The 16997-nt window shown below is 64.3% G+C and carries 18 protein-coding genes; 10 read left to right on the plus strand and 8 right to left on the minus strand.

The genetic code is table 11. The annotated features are described in order from the left end of the window. Window positions 1-124: 124 nt before the first annotated feature. Window positions 125-895 carry a DUF2189 domain-containing protein gene (locus GGD65_RS24595; RefSeq protein WP_026201985.1) on the plus strand — a complete coding sequence of 257 codons (771 nt, stop codon included), beginning with the start codon at window positions 125-127 and terminating at the stop codon, window positions 893-895. 203 nt (window positions 896-1098) lie between these two features. On the opposite strand, the gene GGD65_RS24600 is transcribed toward GGD65_RS24595, so the two are convergent. From GGD65_RS24600 to GGD65_RS24610, 3 genes are read right to left on the minus strand one after another with little or no spacing between them, the layout of a single operon-like run. Next, on the minus strand, window positions 1099-1611 hold the full coding sequence (locus GGD65_RS24600) for an SRPBCC family protein (protein ID WP_018318242.1): 513 nt from the start codon (window positions 1609-1611) through the stop codon (window positions 1099-1101). Next, window positions 1608-2078: an SRPBCC family protein gene (locus tag GGD65_RS24605; protein WP_018318241.1), complete on the minus strand. Its 471-nt coding sequence runs from the start codon at window positions 2076-2078 to the stop codon at window positions 1608-1610. Before GGD65_RS24605 ends, GGD65_RS24600 begins: the two co-directional genes overlap by 4 nt. Then, a complete protein-coding gene (locus GGD65_RS24610; protein ID WP_018318240.1) occupies window positions 2071-2385 on the minus strand; it encodes a helix-turn-helix transcriptional regulator in 315 nt (104 codons plus the stop codon). Before GGD65_RS24610 ends, GGD65_RS24605 begins: the two co-directional genes overlap by 8 nt. Window positions 2386-2501: 116 nt before the next feature. Here GGD65_RS24610 and GGD65_RS24615 point away from each other — a divergent pair, with 116 nt between their 5' ends. Both GGD65_RS24615 and GGD65_RS24620 read left to right on the plus strand, forming a co-directional pair. Next, entirely contained in the window at window positions 2502-3947 is a 1446-nt protein-coding gene (locus GGD65_RS24615) for an LVIVD repeat-containing protein (RefSeq protein WP_179735053.1), read from the plus strand. Window positions 3948-4203: 256 nt separating this feature from the next. Next, window positions 4204-4824 carry a LysE family translocator gene (locus tag GGD65_RS24620; protein ID WP_018318238.1) on the plus strand — a complete coding sequence of 207 codons (621 nt, stop codon included), beginning with the start codon at window positions 4204-4206 and terminating at the stop codon, window positions 4822-4824. 3 nt (window positions 4825-4827) lie between these two features. Here the strand turns inward: GGD65_RS24620 and GGD65_RS24625 are convergent, their stop codons facing one another. Next, window positions 4828-5631 (minus strand): N-formylglutamate amidohydrolase, encoded by an 804-nt coding sequence (locus GGD65_RS24625; protein ID WP_018318237.1) that lies wholly within the window; start codon window positions 5629-5631, stop codon window positions 4828-4830. Between the two features lie 75 nt (window positions 5632-5706). Between GGD65_RS24625 and GGD65_RS24630 the strand changes: the two genes are divergently transcribed. After that, window positions 5707-6105 carry a gamma-glutamylcyclotransferase gene (locus tag GGD65_RS24630; RefSeq protein ID WP_183236872.1) on the plus strand — a complete coding sequence of 133 codons (399 nt, stop codon included), beginning with the start codon at window positions 5707-5709 and terminating at the stop codon, window positions 6103-6105. A 56-nt stretch (window positions 6106-6161) separates the two neighbouring features. Here GGD65_RS24630 and GGD65_RS24635 read toward each other — a convergent pair whose 3' ends face one another. After that, window positions 6162-6725, minus strand: a complete 564-nt coding sequence (locus tag GGD65_RS24635) for a chlorite dismutase family protein (protein ID WP_183236873.1) — start codon at window positions 6723-6725, stop codon at window positions 6162-6164. A gap of 308 nt (window positions 6726-7033) precedes the next feature. Here GGD65_RS24635 and dnaG point away from each other — a divergent pair, with 308 nt between their 5' ends. The 3 genes from dnaG (at window position 7034) to GGD65_RS24650 (ending at window position 12137) form a co-directional block, all read left to right on the plus strand. Beyond that, window positions 7034-9055, plus strand: a complete 2022-nt coding sequence (gene dnaG, locus GGD65_RS24640; RefSeq protein ID WP_183236874.1) for a DNA primase — start codon at window positions 7034-7036, stop codon at window positions 9053-9055. Window positions 9056-9431: 376 nt separating this feature from the next. Beyond that, on the plus strand, window positions 9432-11573 hold the full coding sequence (gene rpoD, locus GGD65_RS24645) for an RNA polymerase sigma factor RpoD (RefSeq protein ID WP_092260643.1): 2142 nt from the start codon (window positions 9432-9434) through the stop codon (window positions 11571-11573). Between the two features lie 183 nt (window positions 11574-11756). Next, the gene (locus GGD65_RS24650) at window positions 11757-12137 is read left to right on the plus strand and encodes a thiol-disulfide oxidoreductase DCC family protein (protein WP_183236875.1); all 381 of its coding nucleotides are present in this window, start codon (window positions 11757-11759) and stop codon (window positions 12135-12137) included. An 18-nt stretch (window positions 12138-12155) separates the two neighbouring features. Here GGD65_RS24650 and GGD65_RS24655 read toward each other — a convergent pair whose 3' ends face one another. Both GGD65_RS24655 and GGD65_RS24660 read right to left on the minus strand, forming a co-directional pair. Beyond that, on the minus strand, window positions 12156-12392 hold the full coding sequence (locus GGD65_RS24655) for a hypothetical protein (protein ID WP_018318231.1): 237 nt from the start codon (window positions 12390-12392) through the stop codon (window positions 12156-12158). Between the two features lie 461 nt (window positions 12393-12853). After that, window positions 12854-13219 carry a hypothetical protein gene (locus GGD65_RS24660; RefSeq protein WP_210317230.1) on the minus strand — a complete coding sequence of 122 codons (366 nt, stop codon included), beginning with the start codon at window positions 13217-13219 and terminating at the stop codon, window positions 12854-12856. A gap of 243 nt (window positions 13220-13462) precedes the next feature. Between GGD65_RS24660 and GGD65_RS24665 the strand changes: the two genes are divergently transcribed. Further along, window positions 13463-14269: a lytic murein transglycosylase gene (locus GGD65_RS24665; protein ID WP_183236876.1), complete on the plus strand. Its 807-nt coding sequence runs from the start codon at window positions 13463-13465 to the stop codon at window positions 14267-14269. A 145-nt stretch (window positions 14270-14414) separates the two neighbouring features. Here GGD65_RS24665 and GGD65_RS24670 read toward each other — a convergent pair whose 3' ends face one another. After that, window positions 14415-15245 carry an SDR family oxidoreductase gene (locus GGD65_RS24670; protein ID WP_183236877.1) on the minus strand — a complete coding sequence of 277 codons (831 nt, stop codon included), beginning with the start codon at window positions 15243-15245 and terminating at the stop codon, window positions 14415-14417. A gap of 121 nt (window positions 15246-15366) precedes the next feature. Between GGD65_RS24670 and GGD65_RS24675 the strand changes: the two genes are divergently transcribed. Together GGD65_RS24675 and GGD65_RS24680 are read left to right on the plus strand one after the other, a co-directional pair. Then, complete coding sequence (locus GGD65_RS24675; RefSeq protein ID WP_018318227.1) at window positions 15367-15741, plus strand: response regulator; 375 nt, start codon at window positions 15367-15369, stop codon at window positions 15739-15741. Between the two features lie 216 nt (window positions 15742-15957). Then, on the plus strand, window positions 15958-16569 hold the full coding sequence (locus GGD65_RS24680; RefSeq protein ID WP_183236878.1) for a LysE family translocator: 612 nt from the start codon (window positions 15958-15960) through the stop codon (window positions 16567-16569). The last annotated feature ends 428 nt before the right edge of the window (window positions 16570-16997 follow it).

Below are 16997 nucleotides of genomic sequence, written 5' to 3' on the forward strand. Positions count from 1 at the left end.
GCGAGCATTGTTACCTCGCCGCTGCTCTTCGCGCAGGCTGGCATCAAGTTGCGCCTGCGCGCGGCGGCGCTAGTATCGCAGCATGCGCGCGACGAAAGATCGCGCCGATGTGTGGAGGGAGCTGATGTCCATCTCCGGCAAGGTCGATCCGGTGGTACGTCGCGTCGCGGCGACCGATATCGCCGAGGCGCTGGTCGAGGGTCTGCGCGATTTCCAGGCGCTGCCGTTCTACGGTCTCTGCTTCGGCGCGCTCTACGCCGCCGGCGGCATCGCCATCATGCTGTGCCTCACCGCCTTCGGAATGGTCTATCTCGTCTATCCCCTGGCGGCAGGCTTCGCGTTGATCGGGCCTTTCGTGGCGATCGGGCTCTATGAGGTCAGCCGCCGCCGCGAGCGCGGCGAGCCGGTCTCGTTCGGCGCGATCTGGTCGGCTGTGCGCGCGCGCAGCGAGATCGGCTGGATGGCGTTCGTCACGCTGTTCGTGTTCGTGATCTGGATGTATCAGGTGCGGCTCCTGATCGCGCTGCTGCTCGGTCTGCACGCTTCGTTCTCGAGCCTTCAGGAATTCATGACCGTGGTGCTGACCACGAATGAAGGCCTGCTGTTCCTCGGCATCGGCAATGCGGTCGGCGCGGTGCTGTCGCTGATCCTGTTCTCGCTGACCGTGGTGTCGTTTCCGCTGCTGCTCGACCGCGAGGTCGATTTCGTCACGGCGATGGTGACAAGCGTGCGCGCGGTGGTGACGAGCCCGCTGCCGATGATCACATGGGCCGCCGTGATCGTGATGCTGCTGATCGTCTCGGCGCTGCCTTACTTTCTCGGGCTGATCGTGACGTTACCCGTGCTCGGGCATGCGACCTGGCATCTTTATCGGCGGCTGGTGGTGCCGGTGTAGCTAGTCGCCTCCGCTGCTTTTCCTTCTCCCCTTGTGGGAGAAGGTGGCGCGAAGCGCCGGATGAGGGGTTGCCTCAGCGAATTCTATTGCGGGAGACCCAGACGCGGAGACAGACCCCTCACCCGTCTCGCCGCTTTCGCGGCGAGCCACCCTCTCCCACAAGGGGAGAGGGGAAGAAGCGACCGCTGCTTGTTCTTCATCAATTAAGGCGTCTTGATCCCCATCGCCTTCAGCGCATCCAGCATCCGCTGCGGTGGGCCCATCTTCACCGCCAGCGGCTTGCCGGTTTCCAACAGGCTCTTGAGGCTGGACAGGATCGCGGGCCAGCCCGAACGGCCACCGGCGAGGATGTCGTCGCTAAGCGGGCGGTCGTGGCCTTCGCACATGGTAAGCCGGACCGCATCGCCGGCCTGTTCGATCTCGTAGGTGACGAGCGTCGGGCCGAGCTTCTCGATCAGCTCGGGCCAGTTCACGTTGAAGGTGACCGAGAGCTTTCGCGGCGGATCGTAGGCGAGAACCTCGCCGCTGATGTGTAACGCGCCATCGGGCGTGCGCACGGTGAACGCGCCGCCAAGGCGCGGCTCGACTTCCACGGCATTGCCGAAGAAATATTGCTTGCTGAACTCGGCCGAGGTCAGCGCCTCCCACACTTTCTCCGGCGTCGAAGCGATGTAGATGGTGTAGACCGTCAGCGGTTTGAATTGATCGAGGTTCATTTTGCGTCGAATCCCTTGTTGAGCGCCGTGCGGGGAATGGCGAGCACTTTGCCTCTCTCCAGCAGGCTCTTGAGCCCGGACAGGATCGCCGGCCAGCCATTGGAGACGGCGCCGAGATATTTGCCGCCCTCGACGAAGCCGTCATGCAACACGGTCAAACGCACGAGCGCGCCGAACGGTTCGATGGTGAAGACGACGCGTGAGATTGGCTCGCCGCGCAGCTCTTCGAATTTCTGGTGCTTGAAGCTGTAGGACAGGCGGCGCGGCGGATCGGATTCCAGGATCTCGCCGGAATCGGTGATCTCGCCGTCGAGCGTAAGCGCAAAAGGCGAGCCGACCTGCCAGTCGGAGCGGACCTCGGCGCCGAACCAGTACTGCCTGGTGAATTCGCTCGACGTCAACGCCTCCCACAGCTTTTCCGGCGTGGTCTCGATATAGGTCACGTAGACGAACTCCGGCTTACTCATCGCGCTTCTCCAACTGGCGTTTCAACTCGCTGAGTGCGGCGAGCTTGCCGCGCTCGAATTTTTTGATCCAGCGTTCGCCGATCTGATGGATCGGCACCGGATTGAGATAGTGCAGCTTCTCGCGGCCATGCCTGATGGCGGTGACGAGATTGGCCTCTTCCAGGATCGCAAGGTGCTTGGTCACGGCCTGCCGCGTCATCGCGAGGCCCTCGCAGAGCTCGTTCAGCGTCTGGCCGTTCCTGGCATGAAGCCTGTCGAGCAGCGACCGTCGTGACGCATCGGCGAGCGCTTTGAAGACCTCATCCATGGTGTCGATAATAGGCAACCAAATGGTTGCATGTCAAGATGGAGTCTTTGGCGCGCGCAGTCGGCCGTGCTAGCCTCGACGCTCAGCCAACGCAGATTGGTTCCGGGAGGATTTTGATGTTCCGTCGCGTTTCACGTGTTGCCGCTCTCGTCCTTTTCGCGTGCAGCACCGCGGCCCAGGCGCAGAAGCAGACCATCGGCGCGCCGCCTGAAGCCTCCAACATGAAGATCGTCGGGAGCAACGATCTCCAGGCCCGCAGCGCCTATCAGCCGACCATCCATCACCAGGGCGATCGCTGGATCGCCTATATCGGCCATCACGGCGGCACTGATGATGTGCCCGCGCCCGTCAATCCGATGACGGGCAAGGCCGAGCCGAACGGAACCTCAATCGTCGACGTCACCGATCCCGCGCGTCCGAAATATCTGCGGCATCTGCCGGGGCAGGAGGGCAAGTACGAATCCGGCGGCGCGCAGATGGTGCGGGTCTGCGACGGCAAGACCTTGCCGAAGGGCGATCCCAACGCGGTCTACATGCTGCGGACGTTCGGCGGCGAGGCGCACGAGATCTGGAACGTCACCGATCCCGCGAGCCCCGTGCTCATCACGCGCATCGGCGGCCTGAAGGACACCCACAAGAGCTGGTGGGAATGCGACACCGGCATTGCCTATCTCGTCTCGGGCGCGCCGGACTGGCGCACGCGGCGGATGACGCAGATCTATGATCTCTCCGATCCCGCGCGCCCGCAGAAGATCCGCGATTTCGGTCTGCCCGGTCAGGAGCCCGGTTCGACCGGCGCGCTGCCGACCGAATTGCACGGGCCGATCTCGACCGGGCCCGACGGCAACCGCGTCTATTTCGGTTACGGCACCAACAAGGGCGGCATTTTGCAGATCGTCGATCGCGACAAGCTCTTGAGCGGGGCAAAGGAGCCGACGCCGGACAATCTGCGCTATCCCGAGATTGCGCGCATGCCGATGTCCGCCTTCAACGGCGCGCACACGACGTTTCCGATGCTCGACATGCCCATCGCGGAATTCGCCGAGGACAAGGACGGCAAGACCCGCGACATCGTCATGATCGTGAATGAAGCGATCCTCAACGAATGCGGCGAGGCGCGGCAGATGGTGTGGTTCGCCGACGTCACCACCGAGATGCGGCCGATGATGATCTCGAGCTACACCGTGCCGGAGGCGAGCGGGCAGTTCTGTCAGCGCGGCGGGCGCTTCGGCGCGCATTCCTCCAACGAGAGCATGGCGCCGGTCTACTACAAGAAGATGGCCTTCATCGCCTTCTTCAATGCCGGCGTGCGCGCGCTCGACATCCGCGATCCCTATCACCCGAAGGAAGTCGGCTACTTCATTCCGTCGATCACCAGCGCGACCGACAAGCGCTGCATCCCGATCGAGGGCGGCGAGCGCTGCAAGGTCGCGATCCAGACCAACAATGTCGAGACCGATGATCGCGGCTACATCTACATCGTCGACCGCGCCAATACCGGCCTGCATATCCTGGAGCTGACCGGCCCGGCCCGCAATGTCGCCGGCCTGCCGAAGAACTGATGATGCGGCGCGGACCGATGTCGGCGTCGATGTTGGTACGTCGCTTCCACATTCTCCGCTGTCATTCCCCGCGCAGGCGGGGAATCCAGTATTCCAGAGACGTTGGTGAAGTGCGGAGGCGTCGCGGCGTACTGGATCCCCCGCTTTCGCGGGGGATGACACCGTTGGCTGAGCGCGCACCTTGCGCTCATCTCACTTCCCTCTGCGCCCGTCCCATGCATTAATACGGCCCAACGCTCCGAGCCGAGTCTCCCCCATGATGTCCATGCAAGCCTATTTCGCCTTCGTCGCCGCCTGCATTGCGCTGGCGCTGCTGCCGGGGCCGATCGTCACCCTCGTCATCGCCAACGGCCTGCGCCACGGCACGCGTGCTGCGCTGACCAACGTGGCCGGCGCGCAGGCCGGCCTTGCCATCGTCATCGGCATCGTCGCGGTCGGCCTGACCTCGCTGATGGCGACCATGGGCTACTGGTTCGACTGGGTGCGCTTTGCCGGCGCCGCTTATCTCGTCTGGCTCGGCATCAAGCTGATCTGGGCGCCGGTCGAGGGCGTCGATGTCGACACACCGCCACCGCCGCCGCGCGGCGGCTTCTTCCTGCAGGGTTTCCTGGTACTGCTGTCAAATCCGAAGGTGCTGGTGTTTTTCGGCGCCTTCATCCCGCAGTTCATGGACATGAGCCAGCCGCACTTTCCGCAAGTGGCGCTGCTGGGCGCGACCTTCATGGTCACCGCCGTGGTGACCGATGCGCTCTACGCCGTCGCCGCAGGCCGCGCGCGAAAATTCTTCTCGGCGCGCCGCACGCGGATGATGTCGCGCATCTCCGGCGGCTTCATGATCGGCGGCGGCATCTGGCTGGCGCTGACCAGGGCGAAGTGAGGCTTACGCCAACAGCTCCACCTTCAGCTCCATCTCGACCTCGGCAAGGATCCTTGCCAGCCGTTCGGCCCATTGCTGCTGGCCGGTGTGGTCGGTGATCAGATCCTGCCGGATCTCGATGCCGGTGTTGACGAGGCCCCGCCCTTCGCCGTGGACGGGGATGGTGTAGTCGGTGAGGTCGCTGACCGCGTAAGGCTCGTTGTCGCCGACAACGAGATCGCCCTCTGCGCGCAGATGTTTCAACAGCAGTTGCGGCAGCACGGTGTCGCGGTTGTACAGCGCGGCGATGTGCCAGGGCCGCGCGACGCCGGCATAGACGGGCGTGAAGCTGTGCAGCGACACCAGCACCGTCGGCCGCTTGTCGTGCAGGCGGGCGTCGATCGCGGCATCGATGCGATCATGATAGGGCTCGAAAATCTCGCGCCGCCGTGCCTCGCGCTCCCCATCCGAAATCCCTTCGTTGCGCGGGATCGCGGTGGCTTCGGAGATCACGGGGATCGAGCTTACAGCAGAAGGCGGGCGGTTGCAGTCGATCACGAGCCGCGAATAGCGCTGCGCGATCAGATGCGCATCCAGCAACCTTGCGAGCCGCTCGGCGACGCCGGCAATGCCGATGTCCCAGCCGATGTGCCTGACAAGCTCGCTTTCCGCGATGCCGAGATCGCCGAGCGCGCGCGGCAGCACCCGTCCGTAATGATCCGAGGTGAGCAGAAAGGGCGAAGTCCCTTCGGCATTTACCTCATGCACGGGCAAAATATCGCCCTCGCCGAGCAGTTGATCGGCGGCCTCGGCCGTGTGCAGATCCATCCTGATTGCCTATGAAACGATTACGTGTCTAAACGGAGTAACGATATTGCACCGACGTCGCAACTTTAGAGCAGCATGACCTCCGATCGCCTTTTCGTCTACGGCACCCTGATGCGCGGCTTCGACCATCCGATGGCGCGACTGCTCGCGGGCCACGCCGATTTTGTGGGTGAAGCGACCTGCCGCGGCCGGCTCGTCCTGGTGAAGCATTATCCGGGACTGCTGCTGTCGAATGCTGCCTCCGACATCGTTCATGGCGAGCTCTTCCGGATGCGCGTACCTGACGAGCTCCTGGGCGAGCTCGACATGTACGAGGCCTGCGGCGAAGGTTTTCCCGAGCCGACCGAATATCTGCGCCGGCTGATCGACGTGACGCTGCCTGATGGCACCACGGAGAAGGCCTGGACCTATGTCTACAACTGGCCCGTCACGGGTTTGCCGCTCATCGAGTCCGGGCGGTTCTTGGCGCACTAGTTGTTTTCGAGCATGATCTTCTCGGAAAACCGCTTCGCACTTTTCCGGATCATGCTCTAAGCCGACAGCACTTCCTTCACCACGCGCACGTCGACCTCGCGCTCGACGTAACTCCATTCCTCGGTTTCCCGGAGCATCGCCACCAGCTCCTCGAACAGCGAGGCGTGCGCGGGAGCGAATTCGAACCAGGTCAGGAAATCGAAGGGCTCGCCGAGGTCGCGGCAATGATAGAGCTGGCGCGCGACCGCGGGCAGGAAACGAAGGCTGCTCGCGATGTGGTGCGACTTGTCCTCGAAGATCTGGCGTCGCTCTTCCTGCGTCAGCTCCCACCAGGCCTGCGATTTGCGGATCGGGATCAGCGCCGCGCTGGTTGCTTCCATCCGGCCGAGCCCGGCCTGCACGGCTGTGAGCTGCTGCTTCTCGGGCCGCTCGGTGTAGCGCAAATTGCTGGGGGCGCCGACCAGCCGCCACGCATTGCGCGAGGGCACCAGCGGCAATGAGACGGCCTCGCTGTCGGTCACCGACAGCGCCGGCATGAAGGGCAGGGGCTCGCCGGTCACGGGTGCGATCGAGATCACACGCCAGCCCCCGCTGTGTCCGCCCCGAAAGGTCCTGAACATGGGGATATGGAAGCGTGGAACCGGGTTAGGTTCAAGGGGCTCGTCATTTCGGCACTACGGTCCCGTCATCCTGAGGCGCGAGTGGCGCGATGCCATGCATCGCTCCGGGAGCCTCGAAGGATGAACAGCCGAGGGTTAGAGCCGGGCCGTCGCCCTTCGAGGCTCGCCGAAGAGGCGAGCACCTCAGGGTGACGGGACCAAAGGCCTGTGAACAGCGCGTATAATCCTGACAAACCTGACTTTTAGGCCCGCCGCCCCTATATCCCTGATCTTTCGCCCGACTCACCCGGTTCGCGCTACAGAGGCCCATGCGTTTCACGCCCCAATTCCTCGACGAGCTTCGTACCCGGCTTTCGGTCTCCGAAGTCGTGGGCAAGCGCGTCAAGCTGAAGAAGGCCGGGCGGGAGTGGAAGGGGCTGTCGCCGTTCCAGCAGGAGAAGACGCCGTCCTTCTACGTCAACGACCAGAAGGGTTTTTACCACGACTTCTCCTCCGGCAAGCACGGCGACATCATCAGCTTCGTGATGGAGACCGACGGCCTGCCGTTTGCGGAGGCCGTCGAGCGGCTCGCCAGCATGGCGGGCCTGGCGCTGCCGGCGGTGACGCCGGATGCTGCGCGGCAGGAGCAGCGCCGCCGCACGCTGCATGACGTCATGGATCTCGCCGCGACCTATTTCGCGGAGACGCTGGCCTCGCGCGTCGGCGCCAAGGCACGCGGCTATCTCGCCGACCGCGGGATCTCGCCGGCGACGCAATTGCAGTTCCGCCTCGGCTATGCCTCGCCCGATCGCTTCGCGCTGAAGGAGCATCTCGGCAAGCTCGGTGTCTCCGTTGACGACATGGTCGAGACCGGCCTGCTGGTGGCCGGCGACGATATTCCCGTTCCCTACGACCGCTTCCGCGACCGCGTGATGTTTCCGATCACGGACTTACGCGGCCGGGTCATCGCCTTCGGCGGGCGCGCGCTGGAGAAGGACGTTCCGGCCAAATATCTCAACTCGCCGGAGACGCCGCTCTTCCACAAGGGCGACAATCTCTACAATCACCAGACCGCGCGCAAGGCCACCCATGACGGCAGCGCGCTGATCGTGGTCGAAGGCTATGTCGACGTCATCGCCATGGTCACCGCGGGCTTTGCCGGCGCCGTCGCGCCGCTCGGCACCGCGCTCACCGAAAGCCAGCTGGCGCTGTTGTGGAAGATGGCGGACGAGCCGATCCTCTGCTTCGACGGCGACCGCGCCGGCCAGAAGGCGGCGTATCGTGCCGCCGATCTCGCGCTGCCATTCCTCGCGCCCGGAAAGAGTCTTCGTTTCGCGCTGTTGCCGGAGGGGCAGGACCCCGACGATCTCGCGCGCTCCGGCGGTCGCGGCGCGATCGAGGAAGTCATCGCGGCGGCGAAGCCGCTTGCCGAGATGATCTGGTCGCGCGAGCTCGAAGGCGGCAATTTCGCCACCCCCGAGCGCCGCGCCGCGCTGGAGGCGCGCATCAAGGAGCTCGCGAACGGCATCCGCGACGAGGTGGTGCGGCGCTATTACCGCGATGATTTTGCCGAGCGGCTTCGGCGCACTTTCGCGCCTGAGGGTGGCCGCGGCGGCTTTGCCGGCCGGGGCAATCTCCAAGGTAATTCCAGCCGCCAATTCCAGCCCCGGGCTGCGGGGGGCGCGAATCGATTCGGCGGCCAGGGATTCGGGGGAGGCTTCGGTGGCAGCCGCCGCGGCCCGCCCGGTCCCATCCCGCTACCCTCCGGCCCCTACCAGGCGGCGAGCCCGCAGCTGGCGGCCAGCCCGATCATGCGCGGCCAGCGCAGCGCCATCTCCCGCCGGGAGGCGCTGATCCTGCAATGCCTGATCAACCACCCCTGGCTCCTGCACGACCACCTCGAGGAGGTCGCCGCCCTGGAGCTGGCCCATCCCGAGGCCCACAAGCTCAGGGCCGGCATCATCGCCGCCTTTGCCAATGACCACCACCATTCCCCGGACCCCGGCGAGCAGGCCGAAAAGATGCGCGGCGATCTCGCCAAAGGCGGATTTTCGCAAGTTCTTCAACGGGTTGAGAACGGCATCACGACCGCGGCGGTGTGGGGCGCCCGCGAGGGTGCCGCCCCCGACGATGTTCTCGCCACCTGGCATCAGCTGGTTGCCTTGCATCGGCAATGGCATTCACTACTTAGAGAGCTGAAAGACGCCGAGCTGGCCTTGGGGGAGGACCCCAGCGAGGCCAATTTGGCGTGGCTGCGTGACGTCAAGGCTCGGATAGGCGAGGTCGACGGCACCGAAGCCCTGATCGAGGGTTTTGGCGAGCTGTCGGGTCGGTTCCAGAAGAGCGTGTGATGAAAGAATCATGCGGACGGCCGGAGCCGGAACCGCTAAAAGACTCGCCAAATCCAAGGTTTGGCGGCAAAAACAGGGTTAATCGAGGCTTAACGGTCTTGTAGCACTTTGGCCACCAGGCGGCCGCAGGCAGAACAGACGCGTCAGGAATGAATCCGCGCAATTGCTGTTGGCACTACACCTGCATCCGCTGCGACAAAGAGGCTGACGAAGCGTTAGGCATTTCCGGCGAGAGAGAGTTGGGGGTGGCGAGAGATATGTGCGCCGCCCTTTCCGTGTCGAGAGCTGCCGAAGCGAGAGCGTCGGGCAACAGGTTCATGTGAATTCAGGCAGACGCGGCGAGCCGACTGCATTGAAGCGCGTTTAGGAGCAATGGATGGCCACCAAGGCAAAGACGCTGCAGGCGAAGGACAAGGAAAAAGACGACAAGGCAGCGGACGCGCCGGAAAAGGATTCCCAGGACGCGCCCTCGCCGTTGCTCGACCTGTCCGACGCCGCCGTAAAGAAGATGATCAAGCAGGCCAAGAAGCGCGGCTTCGTGACCTTCGATCAGCTCAACGAAGTCTTGCCGTCCGACCAGACCTCGCCCGAACAGATCGAGGACATCATGTCGATGCTCTCGGACATGGGCATCAACGTCACCGAAGCCGACGATAGCGAAGGCGAGGAGGACAAGGACGAGGGCGGCGAGGACGAGACCGACAACGAGCTCGTCGAGGTCACCCAGAAGGCCGTCACCGAGGTCAAGAAGAGCGAGCCGGGCGAGCGCACCGACGATCCCGTGCGCATGTATCTGCGCGAGATGGGCACGGTCGAGCTGCTCTCCCGCGAAGGCGAAATCGCCATCGCCAAGCGCATCGAGGCCGGCCGCGAGGCGATGATCGCAGGGCTGTGCGAAAGCCCGCTGACCTTCCAGGCCATCATCATCTGGCGCGACGAGCTCAACGAAGGCAAGATCTTCCTCCGCGACATCATCGATCTCGAAGCCACCTATGCCGGCCCCGACGCCAAGGCCGGGATGAACAATGCGATGATCGCAGGTCCCACCGGCGAGAACGGTGAGGCGCCTGCCGAGGGCGGCCAGGCCGCCGCGACCGGCGCGCCCGCGCATGTCGCCCCGCCCGCCGCGCCGCCGTCGCCGACCCCGTTCCGGGCCGCGCCTGCGCCGGGCGGCACGGAAGCCGGCGAGGAGAAGGATCCGGGCGAGGCTGCGGCCGAGTCCGACATGGACGACGACGAGTTCGAGAACCAGATGTCGCTGGCGGCCATCGAGGCCGAGCTTAAGCCGAAGGTGGTCGAGATCTTCGACAAGATCGCCGACAGCTACAAGAAGCTGCGCAAGCTTCAGGAGCAGGACATCCAGAACCAGCTCCAGAACGAGTCGCTCTCGCCGCATCAGGAGCGCAAGTACAAGAAGCTGAAGGACGAGATCATCGTCGAGGTGAAGTCGCTGCGCCTCAACCAGGCCCGTATCGACTCGCTCGTCGAGCAGCTCTACGACATCAACAAGCGCCTCGTCTCGCACGAGGGCCGCCTGATGCGCCTTGCCGACAGCCACGGCGTCGCGCGCGAGGACTTCTTGCGCAACTACACCGGCTCGGAGCTCGATCCGCGCTGGCTCAACCGCGTCTCAAAACTCTCGGCCAAGGGCTGGAAGAACTTCGTCCATCACGAGAAGGACCGCATCAAGGACCTGCGTCACGAGGTGCATCAGCTCGCCGCCCTGACCGGCCTCGAGATCGTCGAGTTCCGCAAGATCGTGCACTCCGTGCAGAAGGGCGAGCGCGAGGCACGCCAGGCCAAGAAGGAGATGGTGGAAGCCAACCTCCGTCTCGTGATCTCGATCGCCAAGAAATACACCAACCGCGGCCTGCAGTTCCTCGACCTGATCCAGGAAGGCAACATCGGCCTGATGAAGGCGGTCGACAAGTTCGAGTACCGCCGCGGCTACAAGTTCTCGACCTACGCGACGTGGTGGATCCGGCAGGCGATCACCCGCAGCATTGCGGACCAGGCCCGCACCATCCGCATCCCCGTGCACATGATCGAGACGATCAACAAGATCGTGCGCACCAGCCGCCAGATGCTCAACGAGATCGGCCGCGAGCCGACCCCGGAAGAGCTCGCCGAGAAGCTCGGCATGCCCTTGGAGAAGGTCCGCAAGGTCCTGAAGATCGCGAAAGAGCCGCTGTCGCTCGAAACGCCCGTCGGTGACGAAGAGGATTCACACCTCGGCGATTTCATCGAGGACAAGAACGCGATCCTGCCGATCGACGCCGCGATCCAGTCCAACCTGCGCGAGACCACCACGCGCGTGCTCGCCTCGCTCACCCCGCGCGAAGAGCGCGTGCTGCGCATGCGCTTCGGCATCGGCATGAACACCGACCACACGCTGGAAGAAGTGGGGCAACAGTTCTCGGTGACGAGAGAGCGTATTCGTCAGATCGAAGCCAAGGCGCTGCGGAAGCTGAAGCATCCGTCAAGGTCGCGGAAGCTGCGGAGCTTCTTGGATAATTGATCGGATCGTCATGCCCGGGCCCGACCCGGGCATCCATCGTAACGAAGACGGCGGGCCGAAAAGTCCGCCGTTTTTCTTTGTGCTAGCGCCTGGATTGCGTCGGATAGTAAATTGCGAAGCGGATGCCGTTGGTTTGCTCATTCCATCTCCGTTGCTCTTCCGCTTTTTTCAACCCCGCCAGCTATGCCCGACTATCACCTCACCGTCTGGTACAACACCCGCTGCCCCGTCTGCGACGCCGGCATCGACTGGCAGCGCAACAAGCTGCTAGCGCTGGTGCGCGCGGGTACGGTCGAGTTCAGGGACATCAACGAGCAGCCCGACGCGCTGGCGCACTTTGGTGCTTCGCTCGACGACATCAGGCGGCGCCTGCATGCGACCGATGAAGCGGGGCGGCTCATCGTCGGTGCGGATGTCGCGATTGCGTTGTGGAGGCTGACGCCGGGGGAGGGCTGGCTTGCTGCGCTGTTCGGCAATCGCGTGGCGCTGCCATTCACGCGGTTCGGCTACGACCGGTTTGCCGATCTGCTGTTTACCTGGAATAAAGGGAGCGGGCGCTGGTGAGCGCCTGCTTATGTCGTCCTACTTCTTCTTCACCCCGACCCGCTCGATCCGCTTGATCTCGAGCGCGGGGCGGCCGCTCTTTTCGGCGATCTCGCGGTCCTGCTCCATGATGAAGGCGCGGGCGGGTTCGTCGCCGTCGAGGCCTCCGAGCAGCTCGCTCGGTACGCGGCGGTTGGAGCGCTGGGAATCGTCTTCATAGAAGACGTTGAAAAAGGCGAATTCGCCTTTGGGATTGGTTCCGGGTTTTTTGGCCATGGCGGCTTGTCGTCGATAGCCGCGTCATAGTCAAATGACTTCGCGCGTCGCCGGGGTCGGTACGGAGCCGTGGGCCCGCTGCGCAAGGGATCCTTGCCTCAATAAACGGCGGGCCGAAGCCCGCCGCTTATTTTTGGTCTTCAGCGTCACCCGGGGCTGGCAGGGTGACAACCTAAAATAGAAGGCTATAGAAGACGCCCTGCGATGGCAAGGCAAATCGTGGCGGCGTTGATGTCGCAGCGAGCGGATCAGATATGCGATGGTCGCGACATCTGGTTTCGATTCACATCGAAGCAATTGTTTAGAGCGTCAAACCAGTTTGTTCATCTTGCCGGCCCTCGCGATGCAACGCGCGTAGCGCTCTGTGTCGGAAGGCGCGCCAGCCTGCACCTCTTCCCGCCTGCGTGCAGACAGTGTGATCTCGATTTGTAAAAGCGAGTTCCATCGTCGTGGCTGATGTCTCAATGCGTGCGCGTGCGCCGCGCCGTCTCCTGCACCGCCAGCCGCGACCCGTGTCCGCCGCCCTTGCCGCTGTGCTCTTTAAGTCCCTGCGCCATGATCGCGCTGCCCATCGCAGCCGAGCCGAAGGTGATGAGGAACGAAGCCACCAGCAGCGCGAGCGCGATGCCGGGCGAGCTGTCGGCGAAGATCAGCTCGCGCAGATGTCCGGGGTTGAGCCAGAGCAGGCCGCCGACGAGGAGCGTCGCGGCGCAGGCGCCGATCGCAAGGTTGATGGCGAGCAGGCGGAACAGGGGAATGCGGAGGAGGGAGCGGGCCGGTGAGGATGTTGATGGTTGGACATGGTTGATCGCTTCATCCTGGCTCAACGTCGTCGTCGATCGCGCAGCGGTGTGGCGCAAGCAACATTGTCACAGCGCCAGCTCTCTCATCCATCAATCCGGCCGGTCATGGACGCTTCTCCTTGGCGGCTCCCGTGTATCTGCAATCTAGACAGCAGGGCGTGAGACAGTTTGATGCGGATCAAGCGTGCTGCTTTGACGCTCGCTGCGTTCCCGGGCATGATCCGCGCGCTGCTTCGCAGCTTGAGATTTTTAAGGGGATTGCTCCACATGCTGAGACTGCTTCTCGCCGCCGCGTCCGTCATTTGTCTGGCCGGCGGGTCGGCGCAGGCCGCGCGCTGCGGCGGGGACTTCAACAGTTTCGTCGCTACCATGGCCCAGGAAGCGCAAGCGGCCGGCGTCTCGGCAAGCGTAACCAACGCGGCGCTCAGCGGCGTCACCCCCGATGGCGCGGTGCTTGCCTTCGACCGGCGCCAGCGCCACACCTTCAACAAGAGCTTTGAGCAGTATGTCTCGACCCGCGTCGGCCCCGGCCGCATCAACGGCGGCCGAGCACTGCTGCAGCGCCACGCTGCGCTGCTCTCGCGCATCGAGCAGCAGTTCGGCGTGCCCCGCTATATCCTGGTCGCGATCTGGGGGCTGGAGAGCGATTTCGGCAAGGGCGACATCGGCAAGATGCCGGTGGTCCGCACGCTCGCAACCCTCGCGCATGATTGCCGCCGCACCGACCTGTTCCAGGGCGAGCTGCTCGCTGCGCTGAAGATCGTGCAGCGCGGCGACCTTCCGCTGCGCGACCTGATCGGCGCCTTTGCCGGCGAGATCGGCCAGACCCAGTTCCTGCCGTCGTCCTACATCAAATACGGCGTCGATTTCGACGGCGACGGCCATGTCGACCTCCGCCACAGCGTCCCCGACGTGCTCGCCTCGACCGCGAATTTGCTCCACACCAGCGGCTTCAAGATGGGCCAGCCCTATGGCGAAGGCACCGCCAATTTCGAGGCGATGCGCGAGTGGAACAGGGCGGTGGTGTATCGCAAGACTATCGGGTATTTCGCCGATCGGCTGGCGGGGCAGTGACCACATACTCAGTCTCGTAGGGTGGGCAAAGCGTAGCGTGCCCACGACTTCTGTCGGCGGCAAAGAGATCGTGGGCACGGCGCAAGTGCGCCTTTGCCCACCCTACGACAGCGGAGGGCGAAGCAACGCCATCGCGTCCCCGACCTCACGTCCCCTTCGCCATTTTCTCCAGTCGCCGCTGCAGCGGCGCCCAATACGTTGCCGGCCGAAACCGCTGCAACAGGTCCATGAAGCGGGCGTCGTTGCCGATCAGGATGCGGGGCTCGTTCTTCTCGATACCCCTGATGATGCGCAGCGCGGCGTTTTTCGGCGTGGTCTTCGCCGCGTTCTCGAACCGCTCGATCGATTGCGCGCGGCGGGCATTGTCGGTGACGCCGACCCCGGTGCGGGAGTTGCGCGCGATGGCGGTAGCGACGCCGCCGGGATGCACGACCGAGAGCCTGACCGGGCTGCCCGCCACCGCAAGCTCGTGCCGCACGCTCTCGGAGAAGCCGCGCACAGCGAACTTGGCCGCCGCGTAAGCCGATTGCCCCGGCGGCGCGATGATGCCGAAGATCGAGGAGAGGTTGACGATGTGCGCCTCTGCCAGCGTCTTCAGATGCGGCAGGAAGGCGCGCGTGCCGTGCACCACGCCCCAGAAATTGATGTCGAACAGCCAGTCCATCTGCGCCTGGTCGATCTCCTCGAACGAGCCCATCAGCGCGACGCCGGCATTGTTGACGACGATGCCGAGCGCGGGATGGGTAGAGGTCGCCTCGTTCGCGAACTGCGCGATGTCGTCGGGCTCGCCCACGTCGACGCGGTGCACGCTGACCTTGCGTCCCGCGCCGATCTCGGCCGCGAGCGTCTTCAGCCCGGCCTCGTCGCGATCGGCCAGCGCAAGATCGCAGCCGCGCTGTGCAAGCTCGATCGCCAGCGCCCGGCCGATGCCGCTGGCGGCTCCCGTGATGGCGGCGGCGCCGCGAATCGTGGTCATGAATCCCCCCGTCAAGTCCCTGCGCGTGGAACCATGATTTACATTTTTTCAGAATGGAACTGAACCGCAGGCGCTCTGGCTCCTTAACATACGTTACGCAAGCGATCATTGGGAGACGCTGATGGGACAGGCACAGCCATTTCGTGCAACTGCGCTGATCGTTGAAGACGACGTCATGCAGCGGGAGATGCTGAGCCTGCTGCTGGAGGAGAGCGGCTACCAGGTCATCCAGTGCGAAAGCGCCGAGGCCGCCGAGCGCGTCCTCGACAAGAGCGCCGGCGCGCTCTGCCTGATGATGACCGACGTCCAGCTCGCGGGGCGCATGAACGGCGTCGAGCTCGCGCACGTCGCCAAGGACCGCAATCCCAAGCTCGACGTCGTCGTCACCTCCGGCCGCCCCCTGATGCAGCCCTTGCCCGACGGCGCAAAGTTCTGGGCCAAACCCTGGGCGCCGCTCGACGTGCTGCGCGAAGCCGAGCTCGCGCAGCTGGCGTGAAGCGAAGGTTTCGCTATCAAATCCGTCATCCTGAGGTGCGAGGCATCGGGCGCAAAGCGCCCGATGGGAAGCCCCGAAGGATGCACGGCCGAGACGCAGCCGGGCCGTCGCCCTTCGAGGCTCGCCCAAGCGGGCGAGCACCTCAGGGTGACGGTCAGAGACTGAAGGCCCGAGACCTGGCTTCCCCGCCGCGAGGCGGGTTGATAAGGTCGGCCCATGTCCTGGTCCTTCCTGCTCACCTCGCTCATCGTCGTCGCCTCGCCCGGCACCGGCGTGCTCTACACCCTGGCTGCGGCGCTGACGCGCGGCTCGCGTGCCAGTCTCGCGGCCGCCTTCGGCTGCACGCTCGGGATCGTGCCGCACATGATGGCGGCCATGCTCGGGCTCGCCGCCGTGCTCCACACCAGCGCGCTCGCCTTTGCCGCGCTGAAATGGGGCGGGGTGCTCTATCTGCTCTACATGTCCTGGCAGGCGCTGCGCGAGCAAGGTGCGCTGGCGGTCGAGGGCGAGATCCGCGAGCGTTCGGTCGGCCGCGTCATCGTCACCGGCTTTCTGATCAACATCCTCAATCCAAAACTGTCGATCTTCTTCCTCGCCTTCCTGCCGCAGTTCATCGCGGCGGACGAAGCCCATGTGCTGGCGCGCATGCTGGAATTGAGCAGCGCCTTCATGGCGATGACCCTTGCGGTGTTCGTGGTCTACGGCCTCTGCGCCGCCTCGGTGCGCGAGCACGTCATCTCCCGCCCGCGCATCATGGCCTGGCTGCGCCGCAGCTTCGCCGCTGGTTTCGCCGCGCTCGGCGCCAAGCTGGCGTTGGCGGAGAGGTAGTTCCTCCTTCACCTTTTGAAAGGTTCGTCATGCCCGGGCTTGTCCCGGGCATCCACGTTCTTGATGCGGCGTCCAGGAGGGGCAGCGTTCTCAACACCACCCAATAAAAAAGCGGGCCTCGCGCCCGCCACCTTCAAACTTACCCGACGCCCGGGCGGAGCAAGCTCCACCCGGGCAAAGAACAAGCCTCGTTACTTCTTCTTCGCCTTCTTGGCCTTCTTCGCCTTCTTCTTCGTCGCCTTCTTCGCTTTCTTAGCCATAGGATCCTCTTAAGGGTTAATGGTGGAACGCGACACGAGGGATGCTCGGCGGAGGGCCAGCCTCGCAACATCCTCGACGACAAACTCAGCAGATTCGCGCCTTCCTGCCCCGCGCTGTCACATCCGTGTCATCGCGTTATCCACAGCTCAGATGCATTTTCGGGTGAT

The organism is Bradyrhizobium sp. CIR18 (genome assembly GCF_014198295.1).
GTDB lineage: Bacteria > Pseudomonadota > Alphaproteobacteria > Rhizobiales > Xanthobacteraceae > Bradyrhizobium.